Here is a 20,306-nt window from a genome sequence, read left to right on the forward strand (position 1 = left end):
GGCCGGTCCTCAGGAACCGGCATGAAACATCATCCAGCCGCGCCGCAATTCGTCGAACGCGGCGTAATGCCACAGACCGATCCCCAGCACGACCATCACCCCGAGCATCAAGACCACCCAGCGCAGCACCAGAGCCTGGTGCCGCACGCGATCCAGCCAGCGACCAGCCATCCGCTGATGCACAGCCTGCAGCCCGGCCTGCACACCACGCGCAGCAGCCATGTCCTCCAGGAACCAATACAGATCGCGATCCAACAGCCCCGTGTCGAAAGCCGCTGCACCGGCCAGCCCATCATCGATGCGCTCGACCATGCATTCCAGGTGATCGCCCAGCCAAGGTGCGGCATCTTCCAGAAACAGCAGGACCACCGGGCGCAACTGGGTCGACCCGCCGTGCCCCGGTTGCAGCAGAATCGAGATCAGCGCCAACAGACGCAAAGCCTGGACCTGCCGATACAAGCGCCAGGGCCCAAAACGATCCAGGCGCTGGCGCAACGATCCGCGCCAGCGCGGCAGGGAATACAGCCCTGCCGCCAGCAGCGCAGCCATCCCGGCCGGCAGCCAGGCACCCCAGATGCGCAACCAATCTGCTCCGGCAAACAGGGCACGCGACCAGTCCCCCAGGTAGGCAGGCGGAAGCCCTTGGAAGGACTGTCTCAAGGCAGGCACCGTCCATTGCGGCAAGGCCAGCAACAGCAGGCTGGCCACCAGCAGGGCAGCCGCAGCCGATCCAAGCGTGGTCCACAACATGCGGCGCGCCTGGATCAGCAATGCAAGGTGGCTGGACAAGGCCTGAAAGCAGGCCAGCAGCCGGGCATTGCCCCAAGCCTGGGCCACTCGCACGAGTGCCAGTTCATCGGCAGGAAAGCAGCCCAGCCATGTGGCGCGCAGATCACCGCCGCTGGCCTCGCAGGCCCGAGCCCAGGCCTGCGACAAGCGGCCGCGCACCGTACCGGACCCATGGCGCAGCGCATCCCGGTCAAACAGTTCACGCACGGTCAGACGGCCTTGCGCGCCCAACAGTACCGCCTGGAGATAATCGAAGTAATCCGCGCGCTGGCCCGAAAAGCGCCAGGCATCCAGGCGCAGGCGCAGGCGCGGCAGCACCCCCGCGACCCATATCATCGGTGCGCCCCCTTGCGGTGCGGCGCAGCGCCACCAGCCAGCAGCCGCCCCTGACGCAACAGCAGTGTTTCGAAAGCCATGAACCGCGCCTCGACATCACGCGGATCCACCTGGCCGGAGAAGGCCTTTTCCATGGCGTGCGCCATCGCGCTCGTGTGCGGATCCGGCACATAACCATCACCTTTTTCCATGCCGGGCAAACCGGGCTCCAGACATTCCGCAGCAACGGTCCGGCCGTCGTAGCCGAACAGTTCCGGCAGCGCAACACGCCGACACCGCGCACAGCCAGCCGGATGGCGCAGGCGCAGCCCAGCCGGATCGACATCCCAGGCCAGCCCGATCCAGTCCAGCCACCGCTGCCAGTCCGCGATGTGACTGCCTGGCTGCTGGCGCGCAAGTTCGGCGGGCACTGCCGGCACTGCACAATCCGGACACAGCCGCGGCAACAATGCCTGGTAGACAAGCAGCTTCAGAATGCCAGGGGTCATCAGAAAATCACGCGGCACGGCAATGAAATCGGAAGCCAGCCGATCGATGATGGCGCGTGCCGAAGGCGCATGCACGGTGGTGTAGACATTGACGCCGGACCCTGCCAGATCCATGAACGCGAGCCCACTTTCGACATCGCGGATTTCCCCCAACAACACATCAGTCATGGCCGAACGTTTCAGGGTCCGCAGTTTGGCGGCGTAGCGGCCGTGGGCCTGCTGATCCAGGTCACGGCCAATGGTGTTCTGCACGGCCCGATCGATCCGGTATTCGACCGGCTCTTCCAGGGTGATGATCTTGCGATGCGCGGGCAAGCTGCGGATCAGGGCTGCCAATGTCGTCGATTTGCCTGAGCCCACAGTCCCCGAGAACACCAAAGCGCCCCCTTCGGACCTGAGGACTCGTTCGAAACGAGCAACCTGGTCGGCCCGATAGCCCAGCCCATCCAGCGTCACGGGAGCGGGTTCGGCATCCCGCGACAAAAACCGCAGACACACACTGGGCCCCCGGTCAGCCGCCAGGGAGGCCCAGCGCAAGGTGTAGGCCCGGCCATCCACGTGGCGCAGCAGACTGCCCTGCTGTTCCTGGAGGGGATCGAACACAGCCCCATTGCCCCCCTGGATGTCCATCCAGGCTACCGCAAGCACATCGCGCAGCAGGCTGGTGGGCATGTGGCGGAAACGTTCCGGCGCAACATAGCGGCCGGCCACGGTGTAGCGGACCTCGGATGCCTCGGCGTCACGGAGGACATTCAAGTGCAGGTCCGTCGCCCCCTGGCGCACGCCCCATTCGACCAGATCCTGAAACACCCCGGCCAGGGCTGTGGGCGTGCGATCCCCCACCTGCACCAGACCCGTGACGCCGTCCTCGCGCGACAGGGCCAGCAATAACGCAGCTGGCAGCACGTAGCGGGCGGGTTCCGACAGCACCCGGCCAGCGGCCCGCAACCGACGTTCCAGGGCATCCGCCTGGTCACTGCCGACATATTCAGCCCGCGCCAGCAACGTCACACTGCCATCGGCCCGCTCCACCGGGCAGACCCGGTCTGCCAAAGACTGGACGCCCAGATCTCGCGCCAGCACCCGCCGGATCTCCGGCTGCAATGCCGTCAGCTGACCAGGATGGTCGATGACCCCCGCCCGCGCGGGGTCGAACGGCGGTGGCGGTTCGGCCAGCAACACGGCAGAGGACCAGGGCTTCATGGCCGTGCCTCGCCCAGCAGCATGCGCAGGCACAGGGAATGACGATCATCACCGCGCTCGAGCTGGACGCAGGCTCCGTTCATGCCGCGCAGCTGATAAACGCCCCGATCGCCCGCATGGCCTGCAGGCCATGCCTGGCCGCGCACATACAGATACGCCCGGCGGCCCACCTGGACCTCGGCCATCAGGGCCCGGCCAACGCCATACAGGGCCACCAGACGAGGCTCCAATACCGGGCGCACACCGTTCATGCCGGAGTCTGCGTCCGCACGGCGGGCGGCCCCACCGGGCGGGACCTGCAGCGCATCACGCAGATCCTGCTGCATCAATTCGCGCACCGACTGGGTTTCCCAGCGAGTTTGCGGATCCTCGAATGCCGGACTGGCCTGTGCCGGCTCGCGGGCCTGGGCGACAGCGGGCGACATCACTTCCTGGGCCTGGACTGCAACCCCCACAGCCATCAAGGCCGACGCCAGGCCCACCGCCCGGCGCGTGCATTCATGATCGGTTTTCATAGACGGTTCCTTCAAGGAGTAAGGTCAGGCGGCTGGCGCGCACCCCAGGACGGGCGCTTGGCGCCAGCGACAGAGAAGCTTGATGCCAGGAAACAGATTCCGCCAGCGGCACCAGCAATGGTCCCGAACGCAGGGGGCCTTCGACCCGCAACGTGCGCACGAACAGGCTGGGAAAATCCTCTGGCCGGGGAAGCTCACGCCCCTGAGCATCATGCGGTGCCGGCACCGCCAGCGGGCGGGCCGTATCCAGCCGCAGTGAAGCAAACGCCGGCAGCACCGCCTGGAGCGAACTGGCCCAATCACGCGCCAGCAACCCCGCGCGCGGCAAATGGCGCGGATCAGCCTGCCGACCAGGCAGAGACAGCGTCCAGGCGGCACGCGCAATGTCCAGGGATGGAAAATCCAGTTGCCAGCCAGCTGGGGCATCCTGCAGCAGCGCCCGGTTATCGGCCAGGCGCTCGTGACGGCGGTATTCGCTCATGCAATGCCAGTGCGCACCATCCGGCTGCGGCCGGCAACGCAGGGCATGCAGGGCCCAGCCACCCAACTGCGCCGGTTGGCGGTACAGCGCATCCAACAGTGCCTGGGTGCCAGCCTCGCCATGAAGCGGGCGATGCGCCAGAACACGTTCCAATGCGGCATCCCAGTGGGCCCGCGCATCGGGTTCAACCGTGGCGATGGCATCAGATCCGCCGCCCCAATGCAGCCAGCCAGCGATGCCAAGGCCTGCGATTGCAGCCAGGATGAACAGCCGCAGGCCACGTCGCCGGACCGGCTCCAAGGGTGGGCTGCCCGCTGCCTGAACGGCCAGCGCCTGCAGCAGGCTGATCGCATCCGGACCCGAAGGTTCGGCAAGCAATTCCAGTGCCGGATGCGCCTGGCGCAGGGCATCGACAGCCGCGCGGGCCAGCGCCTCGTCGGGATAGCTGCGGTCGGCCCGCGACAGCGCGACACCCTCGTGGACGGCCAGCACATGCCAGCCCCCCGATTCGTACGGCAGCAAGCAGGCCACGGTCCCGCGCGGGTGGCGACGCGCCAGCAGATCCGCTGCCGACCAGCACACCAGGCCCGTCGGCAAGCCGCGCGCCAGGCCCAGCGCGGCAGGAGGATCACCCGACAGCACGCGATGAGACGCCCCCAGGCCTCGCGCCCGCGCCCGGGCTGCATCCGGGTCACCCAGCAATGGAATCCAATCCAACCCGAAAGCCAGTGGCACCCGGCCGACCCAGACGAGACGAGCGGCACGCGCCATGTCAGAGCCCTTCCTCGACCCGTGCGGTGATGATCAGGACTGTGGTCAGCCGCTGGACATCGAGCTGATTGCCGCCGCCAAACAACGCGGGCATCCCGGGATTCAGGCGCCGTTCGGCGGACTCGGATGTCTGCCGGTCGAACCCGGACACGACCAGGGGCTGCCCTGGCTGCAGGGCCAGCTGCTGCACCGTCCCGTTGCCCTCGATAGTCAGCTGCTGCAACTGCAAGGGATGATCCTTGTCCCCCAGGGTAATGGTCTTGAGCGGCTGGGCCACCGTGTTGTCATAGGCCAGCGACAGCAGGATCTGGCCGTCTTCCTGGGCATCGGGAACGAGAGTCAGCAAAGACCCGACCGTTTCAGACTTCTGGTTGACAGACACGGCCGGCACCGCCAGGCCACTGGTCCCGGAAATCGGCGTGGTCTCGATCCGGTCGATGTACGAGAATGTCGTACGCACCGCATGCGAAACTGGCCGGCGATTCAAGCCCAGGATCGGCACGCTGCTGCGGCGCACCAGTTGAACGGATTCGCCCAGGGCACGGATCACCGCTTCGCTGCCGGAAAAAGGCCCCTGGACGATATCCACCCCCAGCTGACCGCCTTTGCCATTGGCCAGGGCCGGCACGGCCAGCCCGGCAGCCAGGCGGGCGCCGGAAAACACCAGATTCCAGTCGATGCCGGCCTGGGCCTGTTCGCTCAGGGCCACGGTCAACTCCTCGATGACCAGACGCACTCGCCGTGTCAGCGCCCGATTTTCCCGATCCAGGTAGCGGGCGATGCGGTCCAGGACATCGGGCGTATCGGTCACGACGACCGCCGCGCCCGCACCGGGTTCGGCCGCCAGCACCCCCGCCCGTGAAAGAAACGGCTCGATCCGTGCGCGGACCACCTTCATCATGTCCTGCTCCCCGCTGCTCAAGCGCGTGCTGGACGCACTGACGAAGCCCCCGGACGAAGCATCCCGCCCCTGCCCCAGCGATGCCTGAACGCGTGCATCCAGTGTCAGCGCCTGGACATCGAAGACCCGGGTATCAGTGCGAAAAAATTCGATGCGGTCCCGTTCATAGCGCCAGCGCACGCCCAGATGGGCGCACAAGCGGTCCAGGATGAGCGGCAACGGCGCCGGCCCCGAAGCCAGATCGAAAGGCTCTGGCGGATCGGAAGGTGCGACACCCTGCCCGGCCGCACCCGCCAGGCGCGGCAGAAAAAAACCAGGCGGCAGCAGGGCATCCGGCCGCACATGCACTGGAATCCCCGTGACCGCTGCGATACGTCGTGCGATCCGACGCAAATCCCCGGTGCCGTCGGCAAACAACAGGGTTGTGCGCACATTGGCGCGCAGGGGCGCGGGCAGCGTCAATTCCCTGGCCAGCGGCTGTGCCCGGCCAGCGATCCAGGGCCGGTCAATGTCCTGTGCAACCCGACGCGCGCCGGCTTCCGGATCAGCGGCAGCCCGGGCGAAGCGCCCGTGTTCCCTGGACGCAGCGGCATCCGCCTGGCGAAAATCGTCCGCCAACTGGCGCAATCGTTCAGAAAAGGCGCAGCCGGACAAACCCAGGCACAGACAGACAAGGGCAGGCGCCCAGCAACGAACCGTCATGGCGCGTCTCCTGGGACCTGAGTCCGATCGCAGCGCTGCGCCAGTGGCACGACCCTGAGTACCCGGTTCGCATAGAAACAGGGCTGGACTGGCCGGTCTCCAAGTTCGGTGGCGGACAACAGGCCACGCACCGCTTCCCGGAACTCGTCACCAAAGGCGGCAGACCCAGCCAGAGGAATGTCGGCATCCACATCCCAGTGCTCCGCTTCGAAGGTCCAGCCAGCAGCGCGCGCCCAGCGTTCCAGCGCCCGACGGACGTTGCCATCGGCCGGAGATACATCGAAAGAGGCCAGCCGGTTTTTTGCAACCGGCTGAACGATCGGCACGGCCGTCGCCGGCCCCGGCTTGGCTGGATCACTGGCAAGCGGCTTGGGTGGTGCTGGCGGGATAGGCAACGGCACAGGCCGGGGCGGCGGCACAGGCATCGGCAGATGCGTGCTTGGCCCGTCGTCATTTGCCAAGGAGCGCGGCGCGGGCGGAGCGGCGTCCATCCCTGGCGGCATTTCCCCGGCGCGCCAGACTTCGGCTTGCGACAGGCCACCGCGCAGCACGATACGCGCCGGCACGCCCCGCAGAACCAGATAGTCCCGATCACGCCGGGGCCGCAACAGCCGATCACCCCGCGCAGAGCGTTCGAACACAGCGGGCGCAGGCTGGTCGGCGGGATACTGCAGCCAGGTCTCGCGCCCATCGTCGAAGACCTGCAGCGGCGCCAGCGCAGGATCGCCCGCGATATGCCAATCAAAACGGTAGACGCCGAGCGCAGATGGCCAACCCGTCAATTCACGCCACCAGGCGCCATCGCCCGTGGCAGCGCAGCCTCCCAAGCCCACCAGCAACAACCCTGCGCCCAACAGCCTGATCATGTTTTTCCCCTGCGACACGGCAATCGTGAATCACAGCGCTCATGGTGGCGCGTCCGGGTCTGGCCCGCCAGACGGAGATATGCGAACGGCTAAAAAGATCCACCCCCGGTGCCTCGCCGTAAGATCGGCGGGCGCCCGGGGGCGGCGGACATCAGGAAAATCGAGCGGCGCGGCGGCGATCTGGCGGGAACCATCCCGCCGCCGGCCGCATGGTCAGCGCTGGCGCACCAGCTTGTTGGCCTCGGTCGAGGCCATGTTCAGGGCCGTGACTGCCGGCTGCTGGCCACTGAGTGCAGAATCCAGGATCTGCTGGAACCGCGAGCGGATGGCCGGATAATTGTGGATGCGGAACCCCTGGGCCGTCAGGACGGCCTTGCCACTGTAGACCGCCACCAGATCACGCCATTGGCCCAGTTTGGCGTAGTAGCTGGCGGGGGTGGCGTCAAAGGCCGCCTGAGTCAGCGGCAGGAAGCCGGTCTGTTGATACCAGCGCGACGCCTGCTCGGGCTGCGACAGCCAGCCCAGGAAGGCTGCCGTGGCATCGGTGACGGGTTTGGGGGTCTTCATGACCCACAGGCCGGAACCGCTGACGAAAGGGTTGCCGGGCTTGCGCGTGACCTCGGGATAATACGGCAGGCCGGAGACTGCGTAGTTCAGCTTGCGCTGGCCATTGAATTCGCCGATATGGCTTGAACTGGACATCAGCACGGCGCATTCGCCCTTGGAGAAGCGCTCGATGGAATGCATGCCGGCATCCGGGCGCACCATGATCTGGGAACGCACCCAACTGATCATCAGCGACAAGTGGCGCACGTAGGTCGAGTCGAAGGAAAAGCTGGGCAGACCCTTGGCCTTCAGGCCATTGTCTGCACTGGCGTAGAACTGATTGTTGACCGCCGCCAGGTTTTCCAGGTTGATGGACACCGGCAAATCGGAAGTCAGCGGACATTGACGCGAGCCATTGTTGGCCATGGTCACGAGTTGCCCCTGCAGTTCCATCCAGGTGCGCTGCGGCACGGCAGGCGCCAGATTGGCTTTCTTGAAGGCATCCTGGTTGTAGTACATGACGGGGATTTCCAGCATGTACGGAAAGGCCATCAACTGGCCCTTGGCATCATGGACGAAGGCATTGTCCGAGGACACGAACCAGCGCGTGTTTTTCATCGCCGAGGATTTCTGCAGCACGTGGAACGGTTGCACGTAACTGCGCCGAGCGACGTCTTCCAGGGTATGGCTGTCACCAATCTGCGCCAAGGCCGGCAGATTCTTGGACTGAGCCGCCGCACCCAATGCCTTGTCGAGCGCTTCCGGCGTATCGAAGGCGCGCGCCACGACCTTGACGTCGGACTGGCTGCGGTTGTAGGCCTTGATCAGGTCCTGGAAAGCTTCGGCATTATGACCCTTGAGAGTATGCCAGACCGGCACTTCGGTCGCAGCCCAGGCAGGAGTGACTGCGAAAGCCGCCACCAGCGCCCAGACAAGGCGCACCCCTGGACGCAGCGCGCCGGAGCCAGAAGGAAGATTCATGATGATTCAATCCAAAAAAGGAAAGTCGATATCCGGTGCCCGACCGGACACCAGGTCTGCCAACACCCTACCTGAACCCGCCCCCATGGTCCAGCCAAGGCTGCCATGGCCCGTGTTCAGGTAGAGATTGCGTATCCGGGTACGACCGATGAGGGGGACGTTGGAAGGCGTCGTGGGCCGCAGGCCGGACCAGAACTGAACGTTAGCAAAATCGAGGGCGCTTGGGAACAGGGCACGGGCCTGCTCGACCAGGCGATTGCAACGGCCAGTGTCCAGGACGCGGGAATAGCCGCCGATCTCGGCCGTCCCTGCCATGCGCAGCCGATCTCCCAGACGCGAAAAGACCAGCTTGGATTCCTGGTCCACCAGGCTGACCATGGGCGCCGCCGCCGGGTCCCGCAGACGAAAAGTCGCGGAATAGCCTTTGGCCGGCCAGACTGGGCAGGACAGGCCCAGCGGCGCCGCCAGCTGCGGCGTGAAACTGCCCAGGGCCAGCACGTAGGCGTCCGCATGCAGGGACTGGAACGTCCCATCGGGCCCGATCAGTTCGGCCACGGAAATGCGGCCTTCCACGGGAATCAGCCGATTGACCCGAGTATCGTAGCGAAAGCGCACCCCCGCGCCTTGTGCCCGTTCAGCCAGGGCGCGGGTGAACTGATGGACATCGCCGGATTCGTCATCCGCCGTGAAATCACCGCCGATGATCGGCTCCCGGGACGCCGCCAGCGCCGGTTCGATGCGCAAGACCTCGGCCGCATCGACGATGCGCCGATCCACCCCCAGTTCGCGCATCTGCGCGGCACTGACCTGGGCATGTTCGAATGCCTGCGGATCACGATAGAAGGCCAGGATGCCGCGTTCGAGATGGTCGTATTCGATCCCCAATTCCGCCCGCATTTCACGCAATGTGGCGCGACTGTAGCGCGCCAGGCTGACCATGGCACGCAGATTCGCCGTGAAGCGTGAGGCGCGGCATTCGTTCAGGAATCGCGCGCACCACAGCCATTGCCGAGGTTCCAGGCGCGGCGACACGCGCAGCGGTGCATCGGAGCGCCCGATCCAGCGCAAGACTTTGCGCAGCGTATGGGCACTGGCCCAGGGCTCGGCATAGCAGACGGAGATCTGGCCGCCATTGGCCCGGCTGGTTTCCAGTGCCGCCCCAGGGCGCCGCTCGATGACCTCGACTTCGTGGCCGGCACGCGCCAGCCACCATGCGCTGGACACCCCGATGATGCCCGCGCCGAAAACGGCGATTTTCATCGTGGCGCCGCTCCGCAGCACGGTCTCTGTCCACAGCCCCGAAACGGAGCTGCAGCGGCATGCCAGCCGTCGGATGGACGGCCCGCCGCAGGCACAGCATGACAAATGGAACTCATGCGTCGACCCTGGCCAGATCCGCCGCCGAAGTGAACGCATCGGCGTGAAACGCCTCGGGCGCCAATCCGCACTGCTCGATGAAATCCCGGCGTGCGGCCTCGACCATGGCCGGATTGCCGCACGCATAGACTTGATGGCCGGACAGATCGGGCAGATCCGCCATGACGGCCAGATGCACCCACCCGGTCCGTCCCTCCCAGCCGTCGTCTGGTGCCGCCTCGGACAGGACGGGGACATAACGGAATCCTGGCAGGCGGTCTTGCCATCCGAGCGCCAGATCCTGCCGGTACAGATCGGCGGGACGGCGCCCCCCCCAGTACAGCGTCGCCGGGCGCGTATCGCCCCTTGCCAGCATGCCTTCGACCATGGCCTGAATGGGCGCGAAACCCGTCCCGCTGGCCAGAAAGACGATGGGCCGGGAGTCATCGGGATCCAGGAAGAACGAACCCAACGGCCCCTCGATGCGCAGGATATCGCGCGGCTTGAGCGGTTCGGCCCCCACACCGAAGACCCGGCTGGTGAACAGCCCGCCCGGCATGTGGCGCACATGCAGGCGCAGCCGATGGTCTTCAAGCTGGCCACAAGCCATGGAATAGCTGCGCCGGCTACCGTCCTTGAGGATGAATTCCAGATACTGCCCCGGCTGGAAACGGAAGGCCTCTGCCGAGGGCAACTGCAGCGAGATTTCCATCACGTCGGGAGCCAGCGGATCCAGGGACAGCACCCGCACGGGCATCTTGCGCACCACGATATCGTCGGCCATGCGCACCTCGCGGGCCTCGATGAGCAGATCGGAGTTCGGGCGCGCCTGGCACAACAGAGTATGCCCCTGTGCCAGATCGGCCGCATCGAGGATGCGGGCTGGCGCCTGCCCGGCGTCATATTCACCCGACACCACCCGGCCCTGGCAGGTGGAGCACGTCCCATTGCGGCAGCTGTAGGGCAGAACGATGCCCGCCGCCAGGGCGGCATCCAGGACCGTCTGCCCCGGTTCGACCAGGAATTCCCGGCCGGCCGGCAGCACCGTGACCTTGAAGCTCATGATATGGATTCCATCGGCATGTTGCAGTGCAAGAGTCCTATTCTAGCCCTCCGTGCCGGTCCTGGGTCTTGCGTTCACATCAATTTTCGCCACCGGGCCAGAGGCTGGGCTGCTTGATCTTGACGTCCAGCAAGCGCCCCTTGCGGGCCCGCCGGCCGGCATACAGGGCCAGTTCATCGGGCGTCAGGACCAGTTCCGTATCGCGCGCCCGATACACGCCGCGCAGCACCACGCCCGAGCCGCCCACCCCGGCCCACTGCTCGATGCCATCCCCCTCGTCCAGCCCCATCAGGATGGTGCCGCGCCCACCGCTGGACAAGGTTTTCAGCTCATCGAGCGCCACCACCAGAAACTTGCCCTTGCGGCTGAGCAGGGCCACGGCCGTGTCGTCCGGACGCAACAACAGCGGCTTGAGCAGCTTGTCGCCCTTGTCCAGCGTGATGAACTGCTTGCCGGCATGCTGGCGCGTGGACAGATCACCGATCCGCGCCAGAAAACCGTAGCCCGAGGCCACGCCCAGCAGGACCCGCCGATCGGGCTCGCCGGCCAGCATGTGGACGATGCGGCTGCCGGGTTCCAGGCTGATCATCGCAGTCACCGGTTGCCCGTCGCCACGCGCCGAGGGCAGGCTGGCAACCGCGATGCTGTAGGATCGGCCGGTATTGGACAGCGCCATCAATTCCTGGGTGCTGCGGCATTCGATGGCGTCGTACAGGGCATCGCCCGTCTTGAAGCCAAACTGCGATGCATCATGGCCATGGCCCTGGCGGGTGCGCAGCCAGCCCTTCTGGGACACCACCACCGTGACAGGCTCATCGACCACTACCGTTTCCAGGACGGCCCTTTCGGCCGTCTCGATCAGCGTGCGGCGGTCATCCCCGTACTGCTTGGCGTCGGCCTCGATCTCGCGAATCATCAGGCGCTTGAACGCGGCGGGATCGTCCAGCAGTTCCTGCAGGGCCAATTGTTCCTCGCGCTTTTGCGCCAGTTCCTGCTCGATGCGGATGCCTTCCAGGCGGGCCAGCTGGCGCAGGCGCATTTCCAGGATGTCGTCGGCCTGGCGTTCAGTCAGCCGGAAGCGTTCCATCAGCGCCGCACGGGGCTCATCCGCCTCGCGGATGGTGCGGATGACCTCGTCCACATTCAGGTAGACAATGCTGCGGCCTTCCAGGATGTGGATGCGGTCCTGCACCTTGTCCAAGCGATGACGGGTGCGCCGCGTGACCGTTTGCGCACGGAAAGCCAGCCAGGATTCCAGGATCTGGCGCAGGCTGCGCTGGCCTGGCCGCCCATCGGTGTCGATGCACACCAGGTTGACCGGCACATTGCCTTCCAGGCCGGTGCGCACCAGCAGCATGGTGACGAATTCATCACGATCGATGCGGCTGGTCTTGGGTTCGAAGACCAGCCGCACAGGATCCTGCTTGCCGGATTCGTCGCGCACCGAGTCCAACATGCCCAACACCAGCGCCTTGGTCTGCTGCTGTTCGGCCGACAGGGATTTCTTGCCGGCGCGTGGCTTGGGATTGGTCAGATCCTCGATGGTTTCCAGGATCTTCTGGGCCGAAACGCCAGGCGGCAGTTCGGTCACCACCAGTTGCCACTGGCCGCGCGCCATGTCCTCGAAATGCCAGCGCGCACGCGCTTTCAGGGTGCCCCGGCCGCAGGCATAGATCTGGGCGATATCCTCGGCTGGCGTGATGATCTGACCGCCGCCGGGAAAATCCGGCCCCGGTACCAACGTGAACAGTTCTTCATCGGGCAGGTTCGGCCTGCGCAACAGCGCCACGCAGGCGCGCGCGACCTCGCGCAGATTGTGGGAAGGAATTTCGGTCGCCATGCCCACCGCAATGCCCGAAGCGCCGTTCAGCAGCATGATCGGCAGGCGCGCCGGCAAACAGACGGGTTCCTGCTGGCTGCCGTCGTAGTTGGGCGTGAAATCGACCGTGCCCTCGTCCAGTTCGTCCAGCAGCAGCCGGGCAAACGGCGTCAGGCGGGCCTCGGTGTAGCGCATGGCGGCGGCGTTGTCGCCGTCACGCGAACCGAAGTTGCCCTGCCCATCGATCAGCGGATAGCGCAGCACGAAGTCCTGCGCCATGCGCACCATGGCATCGTAGGCCGCCTGGTCGCCGTGCGGGTGGTATTTGCCCAGCACATCGCCGACCACGCGAGCAGACTTCACGGGCCGGGCCTGGGGCCCCAGCCCCATCGCATCCATGGCATACAGGATACGGCGCTGCACCGGCTTCTGGCCGTCGGATATTTCGGGCAGCGCGCGACCGCGCACCACCGACACGGCATAGTCCAGATAGGCCTGCTCCGCATAGCGCGCCAGCACCAGGCTATCGTCACCCCCATCCAGCAATTCAGTCTGATTCAGATCCATTCCAGTCTTCGCGACACCTTGATTAACGTCCAACAGGCCCTGAGGAACCTAAACGTCCACATCGGCCAGATTGCCTTTTTCTTCCAGCCAGCCACGCCGCTGGGCGGCTTCGCCACGCGCCATCAGCAGGTCGAACATGCGCTCCGAAGCCGACAGGCCATCATCCCCATGACGCACCCGCGCCAGGCGACGGGTATCGGGATTGAGCGTCGTGTCCCAGAGCTGTTCGGCATTCATCTCGCCCAGGCCCTTGAAACGGCTGATGCGCCAGCCGCCTTCGCGCAGTCCTTCGCCGCGCAGTTTTTCCAGCACCGTATCCAGTTCCACCTGATCCAGGCAATAGAGCTTGCGCGCCGGCCGCTTGCCGGCTGCCGGCACGTCCACGCGAAACAGCGGCGGGCGGGCGATATAGACGTGGCCCGCCTCGATCAGGCGCGGAAAATGGCGCAGGAACAAGGTCAGCAACAGGACCTGGATGTGTGCGCCGTCCACATCGGCATCCGACAGAATGCAGATACGGCCATAGCGCAGGCCCGACAGATCGGCCTGCTGGCCGGGACCGTGCGGATCGACACCGATGGCCACGGAAATATCGTGTATTTCCTGGTTGGCGAACAGGCGGTCGCGCTCGACTTCCCAGGCATTCAGGATCTTGCCGCGCAGCGGCAGGATCGCCTGGAATTCCTTGTCCCGCCCCATCTTGGCCGAACCGCCGGCCGAATCCCCCTCGACCAGGAAGACCTCGGTACGACTCACATCGGTCGATTCGCAATCGGTGAGCTTGCCCGGCAGCACGGCAACCCCCGAGCCCTTGCGCTTTTCGACCTTGCGCGCGGCACGCGAACGCGCCTGTGCCTGGCCGATGGCCAGTTCGGCGATCTTCTTGCCCTGTTCGACGTTGGCGTGCAGCCACAGTTCCAGCGCATTGCGCAGGAATCCACCGACCAGGCGGACCGCATCGCGGCTGTTCAGGCGTTCCTTGATCTGGCCCTGGAACTGCGGGTCCAGGATCTTGGCCGACAGGATGAAACTGGCACGCGCGTACACATCCTCGGGCAGCAGGCGGATACCCTTGGGCAGCAGATTGTGCAGTTCCGCGAACGATTTGACCGCCCCGAACAGACCTTCACGCAGGCCCGACTCGTGGGTGCCTCCGGCCGGCGTGGCAATCAGGTTGACATAGGATTCACGCACCACCGGCCCTTCCTCGGTCCAGGCCACGACCCACTGGGCGCCTTCGCCGGGCGCGTACTGCTCGTCGTCCTGGTCCGCATACTGACTGCCCTCGAACGGTGGCGCCAGGACCGGCGTGCCGCCCAGAGCCTCGTCCAGGTACCCGCGCAGCCCGGATTCATAGTGCCATTCGCGCCGCTGACCGGTTTTTTCCAGCGCCAGCGTCACCCGCGTGCCCGGCAACAGCACCGCCTTGCTGCGCAACGCATGTTCCAGTTCGCCCAGCGGCACCTGAGCATGGTCAAAGTAGCGCGCATCCGGCCAGGCCCGCACCCGGGTGCCGGTGCGGCGGCGCCCGACAGTGGCCACCTGGGCCAGCGGTTCGATCACCTCGCCACCGGCAAAGACGATGCGCCATTCGCCGCCGTCGCGCCAGACAGTCACCTCGAGCCGCGTGGACAAGGCGTTGGTGACCGACACCCCGACCCCGTGCAGACCGCCTGAAAACGCATAGGCGCCGCCATCGGCCTTGCTGAACTTGCCCCCCGCATGCAGGCGAGTGAAGACCAGTTCGACCACGGGCGCGTGTTCCTCGGGGTGCTCGCCCACCGGAATGCCGCGCCCGTCATCCTCGACCGTCAAACTGCCATCGGCATGCAGCGTGACCGCGATGCTGCGGGCATGCCCGGCCAACGCTTCGTCGGCGGCATTGTCGACGACTTCCTGGATGATGTGCAGCGGATTGTCGGTGCGCGTGTACATCCCAGGGCGCTGGCGCACGGGCTCCAGCCCCTTCAGGACGCGGATCGACGATTCATCGTAGCGTGTGGTGCCCAACGTTTTCCGTCCGTCTGTGTGATTCAAAAGAGGCCTATTTTACGGAGAATTAATGGTATGCTTATCTCCATCGGATCGATGCGCCCTTTCCTGGGGCGATTTCATCCCGGTCCGCCGTCTTCCCTTATCCTCGCATCCGCGCACACGACATGAGTGATTCCATCAAGCACGTCAGCGACGCGTCCTTTTCGGGCGACGTGCTCCAATCCGACCTGCCCGTCCTGGTCGACTACTGGGCTGAATGGTGTGGCCCCTGCAAAATGATCGCACCCCTGCTCGACGAGATCGCAGCCCAATACCAGGGCCGCGTGACCATCGCCAAGCTCAATGTGGACGAAAACCCCAGCAGCGCAGCCCAGTACGGCATCCGCGGCATCCCCACCCTGATGCTGTTCAAGGGCGGCAAGGCCGTGGCCACCAAAGTCGGCGCCCTGTCGCGCGCCCAGCTCCAGGCCTTCCTCGACGAAGCCCTCTGACGCATCCCGTCCATCCGCTGTGATCCCGCGCGCGAACCCGGTTCCGGGTTCGCCGGCCATCCGACGACCTTCTCTTTTCTTCCCTCTCCCTCTTTCCCATGCACTTGAACGAACTCAAAGCGCTGCACGTTTCGCAGCTGCTCGAAATGGCAGCCGGTCTCGAGATCGAAAACGCCAATCGGCTGCGCAAGCAGGAACTGATGTTTGCCATCATGAAACGGCGGGCCAAACAGGGCGAACAGATCTTCGGCGACGGCGTCCTGGAAGTCCTGCCCGATGGTTTCGGCTTCCTGCGTTCGCCCGAAACATCCTACCTGGCCAGCACCGACGACATCTACATTTCTCCTTCGCAAATCCGGCGTTTCAACCTGCACACGGGCGACTCCATCGAGGGCGAGGTCCGCACCCCCAAGGATGGAGAGCGCTATTTCGCGCTAGTCAAAGTTGACAAGGTCAACGGCACGGTCCCGGAAGCCATCAAGCACCGGATCATGTTCGAAAACCTGACGCCGCTGCACCCGGACGAACCCCTGGTACTGGAACGCGACATCAAGAGCAAGGAAAACATCACCGGCCGCATCATGGACATCTTCGCGCCGATCGGCAAGGGCCAGCGCGCCCTGGTGGTCGCCAGCCCGAAGTCCGGCAAGACGGTGATCATGCAGCATATCGCGCACGCCATCACCACCAACTACCCCGACGCCGTGATGATCGTGCTGCTGGTGGACGAGCGCCCCGAAGAAGTCACCGAAATGCAGCGCACCGTGCGCGGTGAAGTCGTGGCCTCGACATTCGACGAGCCCGCCACGCGCCACGTCCAGGTCGCCGAGATGGTCATTGAAAAGGCCAAGCGGCTGGTCGAAATGAAAAAGGACGTGGTCATTCTCCTGGATTCGATCACCCGCCTGGCTCGTGCCTACAACACCGTGGTGCCGACTTCGGGCAAGGTCCTGACCGGGGGCGTGGACGCCAACGCGCTGCAGCGCCCCAAGCGTTTCTTTGGCGCGGCGCGCAACCTGGAAGAAGGCGGTTCCCTGACGATCATCGGCACCGCCCTGATCGAGACCGGCAGCCGCATGGACGAGGTCATCTACGAAGAATTCAAGGGCACCGGCAATTCCGAGGTCCACCTCGAACGCCGGCTGGCCGAAAAACGCATTTACCCGGCCATCAACCTGAACAAATCCGGCACCCGCCGCGAAGAGCTCCTGATCAAACCCGAACTTCTACAGAAGATCTGGGTCCTGCGCAAATTCATCCACGATATGGACGACGCCGAAGCGATGGAATTCATCCTGGACAAAATCCGGGCCACCAAGAACAACGCCGAGTTTTTTGACATGATGAAAAAATAAGCGAGCACCTTTGATGACACTTCCTTCCGTCGATCAGTTTCTCTCCCGGATTCAGGCCCGGGACCCGCATCAACCCGAATTCATGCAGGCCGTCAAAGAAGTCATGCACAGCCTGTGGCCTTTCATCCAGCAGAACCCGCGCTACGCCAGCCAGGCCCTGCTCGAACGCCTGGTCGAACCCGAACGCGCCCTGCAGTTCCGCATCAGCTGGATGGATGACGCCGGACGAATCCAGGTCAATCGGGGTTTCCGCATCCAGCACAATTCGGCCATCGGCCCCTACAAGGGCGGCATGCGATTCCACCCCTCGGTGAATCTTTCCATCCTGAAATTCCTGGCCTTCGAGCAGACCTTCAAGAACGCGCTGACCACCCTGCCCATGGGGGGCGGCAAGGGCGGATCCGATTTCGACCCCAAGGGCAAGTCTGACGCCGAAGTCATGCGCTTCTGCCAGGCACTGATCATCGAACTGCATCGACACCTGGGGCCTGACACGGACGTGCCGGCCGGCGACATCGGCGTGGGGGCCCGCGAAGTCGGCTTCATGGCTGGCATGATGAAAAAACTGTCCAACCAGGGCGCCTGCGTCTTCACCGGCAAGGGCCTGAGCTTCGGTGGCAGCCTGATCCGCCCCGAAGCCACCGGCTACGGCACGGTCTACTTCGCCGAAGAAATGCTCAAGCATGCCGGCCAATCGCTCGAAGGCTACACGGTCTCGGTCTCCGGTTCGGGCAATGTGGCGCAATACACCATCGAAAAATGCCTGCAACTGGGCGCCAAAGTCGTCACAGTGTCCGATTCCCATGGCTGTGTGGTCGATCCCGCAGGCTTCACGGCAGAAAAACTGGCAGCCCTGATCGAACTGAAAAACGAAAGGCGCGGCCGTGTCGAGGAATACGCCAGGCAATTCGGCCTGACCTATGAAGCTGGCAAGCGCCCCTGGCACGTGCCCGTGGACGTGGCTCTGCCCTGCGCGACGCAAAACGAACTGGAAATCGACGACGCCCGCACCCTGATCGCCAACGGGGTGCGTTGCGTGGCCGAAGGCGCCAACATGCCTTCGACCATCGAAGCCGCCGAAGCCTTCATCGCTGCAGGCGTGCTGTATGCCCCCGGCAAGGCCAGCAACGCCGGCGGCGTGGCGGTATCCGGCCTGGAAATGAGCCAGAATGCCCAGCGCCTGTCCTGGACGCGGGACGAAGTCGACGCCAAGCTGCATGCGATCATGCGCGACATCCACCAGAATTGCGTGCGCTACGGTCGCGTGGACAAGACTGTCAACTACCTGAACGGCGCCAATATTGCCGGTTTCGTGAAGGTCGCCGATGCCATGCTGGCCCAGGGGGTCTACTGATGACGCACCCAGCCCAATGGCCTCATCCCTGAAAAAAGCTCCCTCGGGAGCTTTTTTCATTGCGCCGTCGCAGCAGGCTGCGTGGCCTGTTCGGCGCCGACGTCCACCGGCACGTCCTGGACCTTGGGGTCGTCCCATGAACCTGTGATGCGATAACGTGCCGTCATGCTGTGGGCCAGCGGCGTCTTCAGCAGCCACTGGGTCACGAAAGCCCCCAGGCCGACCACCGGATTGATAGCGATGCCGGCGGCCAACGCCGCACCGCTGACATCCAGGTTAGGCACGATGACGGCCTGCAGGTCCAGGGTTTCGTTCACGATATTGGTGTTGCCATCCAGCAGGATCGTGCCCACGGGGCCGATCACCTTGTAGTCGCGAACCGTCACCTGGCCCCGGTCCATGTCCAGTACCCCGCGCAACTGATCGAAAGGGAAGCCGTCCTTGGGCAGGCCGGCCAGCCCGCGGTCCAGGTCCGTCAGCCGGGCGATGGACTGCAGCGACAGGAATTCCAGCAATTTGGCCGTGTGCGAGCCCAGCTTCTGGAACCGGCCCTTGTCCAGTTCAATGTGAAGCGTACCCTGAAGATCCGCTTTTTCACGTGTCCAAGGCAGATTGTGCCACTGGAAACGCCCTTTGAGCGTGCCTTTGCCGCCGGACATCACGTCCTTCCAGCCAGCCCGGTCCATCCAGGCGCCCAGATCGTCCGCCTGTACCGAGGCATTCAGTTCCAGCCCCCGATCCTGCCCTCGCAGCCGCCAAAGGCCCGACCCGCGCAGCCGGGCATCCTCGTCACCCAGACGCAGATTGTGCAGTTCCCAGACATGGCGGGCGCCATCGCGCACGCCCTCCAGGGTCAAGGCCCCCATTGAACGTCCGTACAAGCGCAGTTCATCGGCCTGCAGCACGATGCCTGGAATTTCCAGATCGTCGTCGAACGAGGCGTCCTCGTCAGGTTCGGCCTCGGGCAGCAGGGACCGGGCATCACGCGGATCATCGCCCAGGCTCAGGCGGGCAAAACGCGCCGACATATGGCCCAACACCCGCCCGTCACGTTCCTGCCACTTGAGCGTGCCGCTGGTCTGTTCCGAACGCACATTCATCGACCACTGCTCTTGCGGGGTGCGCGATACCCGCAGCACGGCTTGATCCAGGCGCGTATCCATGAGCCGCATCTGATCGGCCTGGACGCTCAACAGGCTCAGATCCGGCCACAACGGCCGTGAAGCAGACTGTCGCACGGCAGTACCCCGCCGCGGGATGGAAAACTCGTCGACGATACGATTCCACAAATCCAGGTCGAACAATGGGTAGGCGACTTCGACCCGCAAACCATCCGCACTGGCATCGGCAGCACGGCCTGCCCCTACGGCTGCTCCCCGGAAATAAGGCCCGCTACGAAGCTTGCGATCATGCCGCAGGGCCAGGCGCAAGGCATCGCCATACTGGGCATCCAGCCGGTCTGCCACAGGATCGGCATCCGACCACTGCACATGCAGGGAACGGGCCTGGGCGGCAGGCTTGGCCAGCGGCGCGGGAAAATCCAGCCCCAGCCCCCGGGTGTCCGAGTCCAGGACAAAGACCGTGGCGCGCCCCTGCATGCGCAGAGACGCGCGATAGTCCAGCGCCCCTGTGATCCGCCGCATGCCCGGCACACCCACGTAATCGGCCAGCGCCCGTGCGCCGATCCGCCCCTGGAAATCCAGCCCGGTGTCCTGGCCCCCCCCCAG

At 65.0% G+C, this 20,306-nt stretch carries 15 protein-coding genes; 3 read left to right on the plus strand and 12 right to left on the minus strand.

All coding sequences use genetic code 11. The annotated features are described in order from the left end of the window. Positions 1 to 9: 9 nt before the first annotated feature. The 11 genes from RBR29_RS01780 to RBR29_RS01830 form a co-directional block, all read right to left on the minus strand. Positions 10 to 1,125, minus strand: coding sequence for a pilus assembly protein (locus RBR29_RS01780; RefSeq protein ID WP_320346623.1), 1,116 nt, complete (start codon positions 1,123 to 1,125; stop codon positions 10 to 12). Beyond that, positions 1,122 to 2,816: an ATPase, T2SS/T4P/T4SS family gene (locus RBR29_RS01785; protein ID WP_320346625.1), complete on the minus strand. Its 1,695-nt coding sequence runs from the start codon at positions 2,814 to 2,816 to the stop codon at positions 1,122 to 1,124. Before RBR29_RS01785 ends, RBR29_RS01780 begins: the two co-directional genes overlap by 4 nt. Then, positions 2,813 to 3,331, minus strand: coding sequence for a hypothetical protein (locus RBR29_RS01790; protein ID WP_320346627.1), 519 nt, complete (start codon positions 3,329 to 3,331; stop codon positions 2,813 to 2,815). The genes RBR29_RS01785 and RBR29_RS01790 overlap by 4 nt, the downstream gene beginning before the upstream one ends. After that, positions 3,315 to 4,583 (minus strand): hypothetical protein, encoded by a 1,269-nt coding sequence (locus tag RBR29_RS01795; RefSeq protein ID WP_320346629.1) that lies wholly within the window; start codon positions 4,581 to 4,583, stop codon positions 3,315 to 3,317. Before RBR29_RS01795 ends, RBR29_RS01790 begins: the two co-directional genes overlap by 17 nt. 1 nt (position 4,584) lies before the next feature. Next, a complete protein-coding gene (locus tag RBR29_RS01800) occupies positions 4,585 to 6,186 on the minus strand; it encodes a hypothetical protein (protein ID WP_320346631.1) in 1,602 nt (533 codons plus the stop codon). After that, complete coding sequence (locus RBR29_RS01805; protein ID WP_320346633.1) at positions 6,183 to 7,052, minus strand: TcpQ domain-containing protein; 870 nt, start codon at positions 7,050 to 7,052, stop codon at positions 6,183 to 6,185. Before RBR29_RS01805 ends, RBR29_RS01800 begins: the two co-directional genes overlap by 4 nt. 213 nt (positions 7,053 to 7,265) lie before the next feature. Then, positions 7,266 to 8,579, minus strand: a complete 1,314-nt coding sequence (locus RBR29_RS01810; protein ID WP_320346634.1) for an extracellular solute-binding protein — start codon at positions 8,577 to 8,579, stop codon at positions 7,266 to 7,268. Between the two features lie 6 nt (positions 8,580 to 8,585). Continuing rightward, complete coding sequence (locus tag RBR29_RS01815) at positions 8,586 to 9,839, minus strand: D-amino acid dehydrogenase (protein ID WP_320346636.1); 1,254 nt, start codon at positions 9,837 to 9,839, stop codon at positions 8,586 to 8,588. A gap of 112 nt (positions 9,840 to 9,951) precedes the next feature. Continuing rightward, positions 9,952 to 10,998 (minus strand): CDP-6-deoxy-delta-3,4-glucoseen reductase, encoded by a 1,047-nt coding sequence (locus tag RBR29_RS01820; protein WP_320346638.1) that lies wholly within the window; start codon positions 10,996 to 10,998, stop codon positions 9,952 to 9,954. Positions 10,999 to 11,077: 79 nt separating this feature from the next. Continuing rightward, positions 11,078 to 13,384 (minus strand): DNA topoisomerase IV subunit A, encoded by a 2,307-nt coding sequence (gene parC / locus RBR29_RS01825; RefSeq protein ID WP_320346640.1) that lies wholly within the window; start codon positions 13,382 to 13,384, stop codon positions 11,078 to 11,080. Between the two features lie 48 nt (positions 13,385 to 13,432). After that, positions 13,433 to 15,394, minus strand: coding sequence for a DNA topoisomerase IV subunit B (locus RBR29_RS01830; RefSeq protein WP_320346642.1), 1,962 nt, complete (start codon positions 15,392 to 15,394; stop codon positions 13,433 to 13,435). A gap of 149 nt (positions 15,395 to 15,543) precedes the next feature. On the opposite strand from RBR29_RS01830, the gene trxA reads away from it, so the two are divergent. The 3 genes from trxA to gdhA all read left to right on the plus strand — a co-directional run bounded on the left by trxA (position 15,544) and on the right by gdhA (position 18,579). Beyond that, positions 15,544 to 15,870 carry a thioredoxin TrxA gene (trxA, locus tag RBR29_RS01835; RefSeq protein WP_320346644.1) on the plus strand — a complete coding sequence of 109 codons (327 nt, stop codon included), beginning with the start codon at positions 15,544 to 15,546 and terminating at the stop codon, positions 15,868 to 15,870. A 98-nt stretch (positions 15,871 to 15,968) separates the two neighbouring features. After that, entirely contained in the window at positions 15,969 to 17,225 is a 1,257-nt protein-coding gene (gene rho, locus RBR29_RS01840) for a transcription termination factor Rho (protein WP_320346646.1), read from the plus strand. A 13-nt stretch (positions 17,226 to 17,238) separates the two neighbouring features. After that, positions 17,239 to 18,579, plus strand: a complete 1,341-nt coding sequence (gene gdhA / locus RBR29_RS01845; protein WP_320346648.1) for an NADP-specific glutamate dehydrogenase — start codon at positions 17,239 to 17,241, stop codon at positions 18,577 to 18,579. Between the two features lie 56 nt (positions 18,580 to 18,635). On the opposite strand, the gene RBR29_RS01850 is transcribed toward gdhA, so the two are convergent. Then, positions 18,636 to 20,306, minus strand: a 1,671-nt coding sequence (locus tag RBR29_RS01850; RefSeq protein ID WP_320346650.1) for an AsmA-like C-terminal region-containing protein, incomplete at its 5' end; no start/stop codon positions are given.

The organism is Castellaniella sp. (assembly GCF_034007085.1).
Lineage (GTDB): Bacteria > Pseudomonadota > Gammaproteobacteria > Burkholderiales > Burkholderiaceae_B > Castellaniella.

Excerpts from the sequence above, each read along its gene's own strand:
- RBR29_RS01785 (WP_320346625.1), bottom strand. The coding sequence starts at position 2,816 with ATGAAGCCCTGGTCCTCTGCCGTGTTGCTGGCCGAACCGCCACCGCCG.
- gdhA (WP_320346648.1), top strand. The coding sequence starts at position 17,239 with ATGACACTTCCTTCCGTCGATCAGTTTCTCTCCCGGATTCAGGCCCGG.
- RBR29_RS01805 (WP_320346633.1), bottom strand. The coding sequence starts at position 7,052 with ATGATCAGGCTGTTGGGCGCAGGGTTGTTGCTGGTGGGCTTGGGAGGC.
- RBR29_RS01810 (WP_320346634.1), bottom strand. The coding sequence starts at position 8,579 with ATGAATCTTCCTTCTGGCTCCGGCGCGCTGCGTCCAGGGGTGCGCCTT.
- RBR29_RS01795 (WP_320346629.1), bottom strand. The coding sequence starts at position 4,583 with ATGGCGCGTGCCGCTCGTCTCGTCTGGGTCGGCCGGGTGCCACTGGCT.
- RBR29_RS01820 (WP_320346638.1), bottom strand. The coding sequence starts at position 10,998 with ATGAGCTTCAAGGTCACGGTGCTGCCGGCCGGCCGGGAATTCCTGGTC.
- rho (WP_320346646.1), top strand. The coding sequence starts at position 15,969 with ATGCACTTGAACGAACTCAAAGCGCTGCACGTTTCGCAGCTGCTCGAA.
- RBR29_RS01780 (WP_320346623.1), bottom strand. The coding sequence starts at position 1,125 with ATGATATGGGTCGCGGGGGTGCTGCCGCGCCTGCGCCTGCGCCTGGAT.
- trxA (WP_320346644.1), top strand. The coding sequence starts at position 15,544 with ATGAGTGATTCCATCAAGCACGTCAGCGACGCGTCCTTTTCGGGCGAC.
- RBR29_RS01815 (WP_320346636.1), bottom strand. The coding sequence starts at position 9,839 with ATGAAAATCGCCGTTTTCGGCGCGGGCATCATCGGGGTGTCCAGCGCA.
- RBR29_RS01800 (WP_320346631.1), bottom strand. The coding sequence starts at position 6,186 with ATGACGGTTCGTTGCTGGGCGCCTGCCCTTGTCTGTCTGTGCCTGGGT.
- parC (WP_320346640.1), bottom strand. The coding sequence starts at position 13,384 with ATGGATCTGAATCAGACTGAATTGCTGGATGGGGGTGACGATAGCCTG.
- RBR29_RS01790 (WP_320346627.1), bottom strand. The coding sequence starts at position 3,331 with ATGAAAACCGATCATGAATGCACGCGCCGGGCGGTGGGCCTGGCGTCG.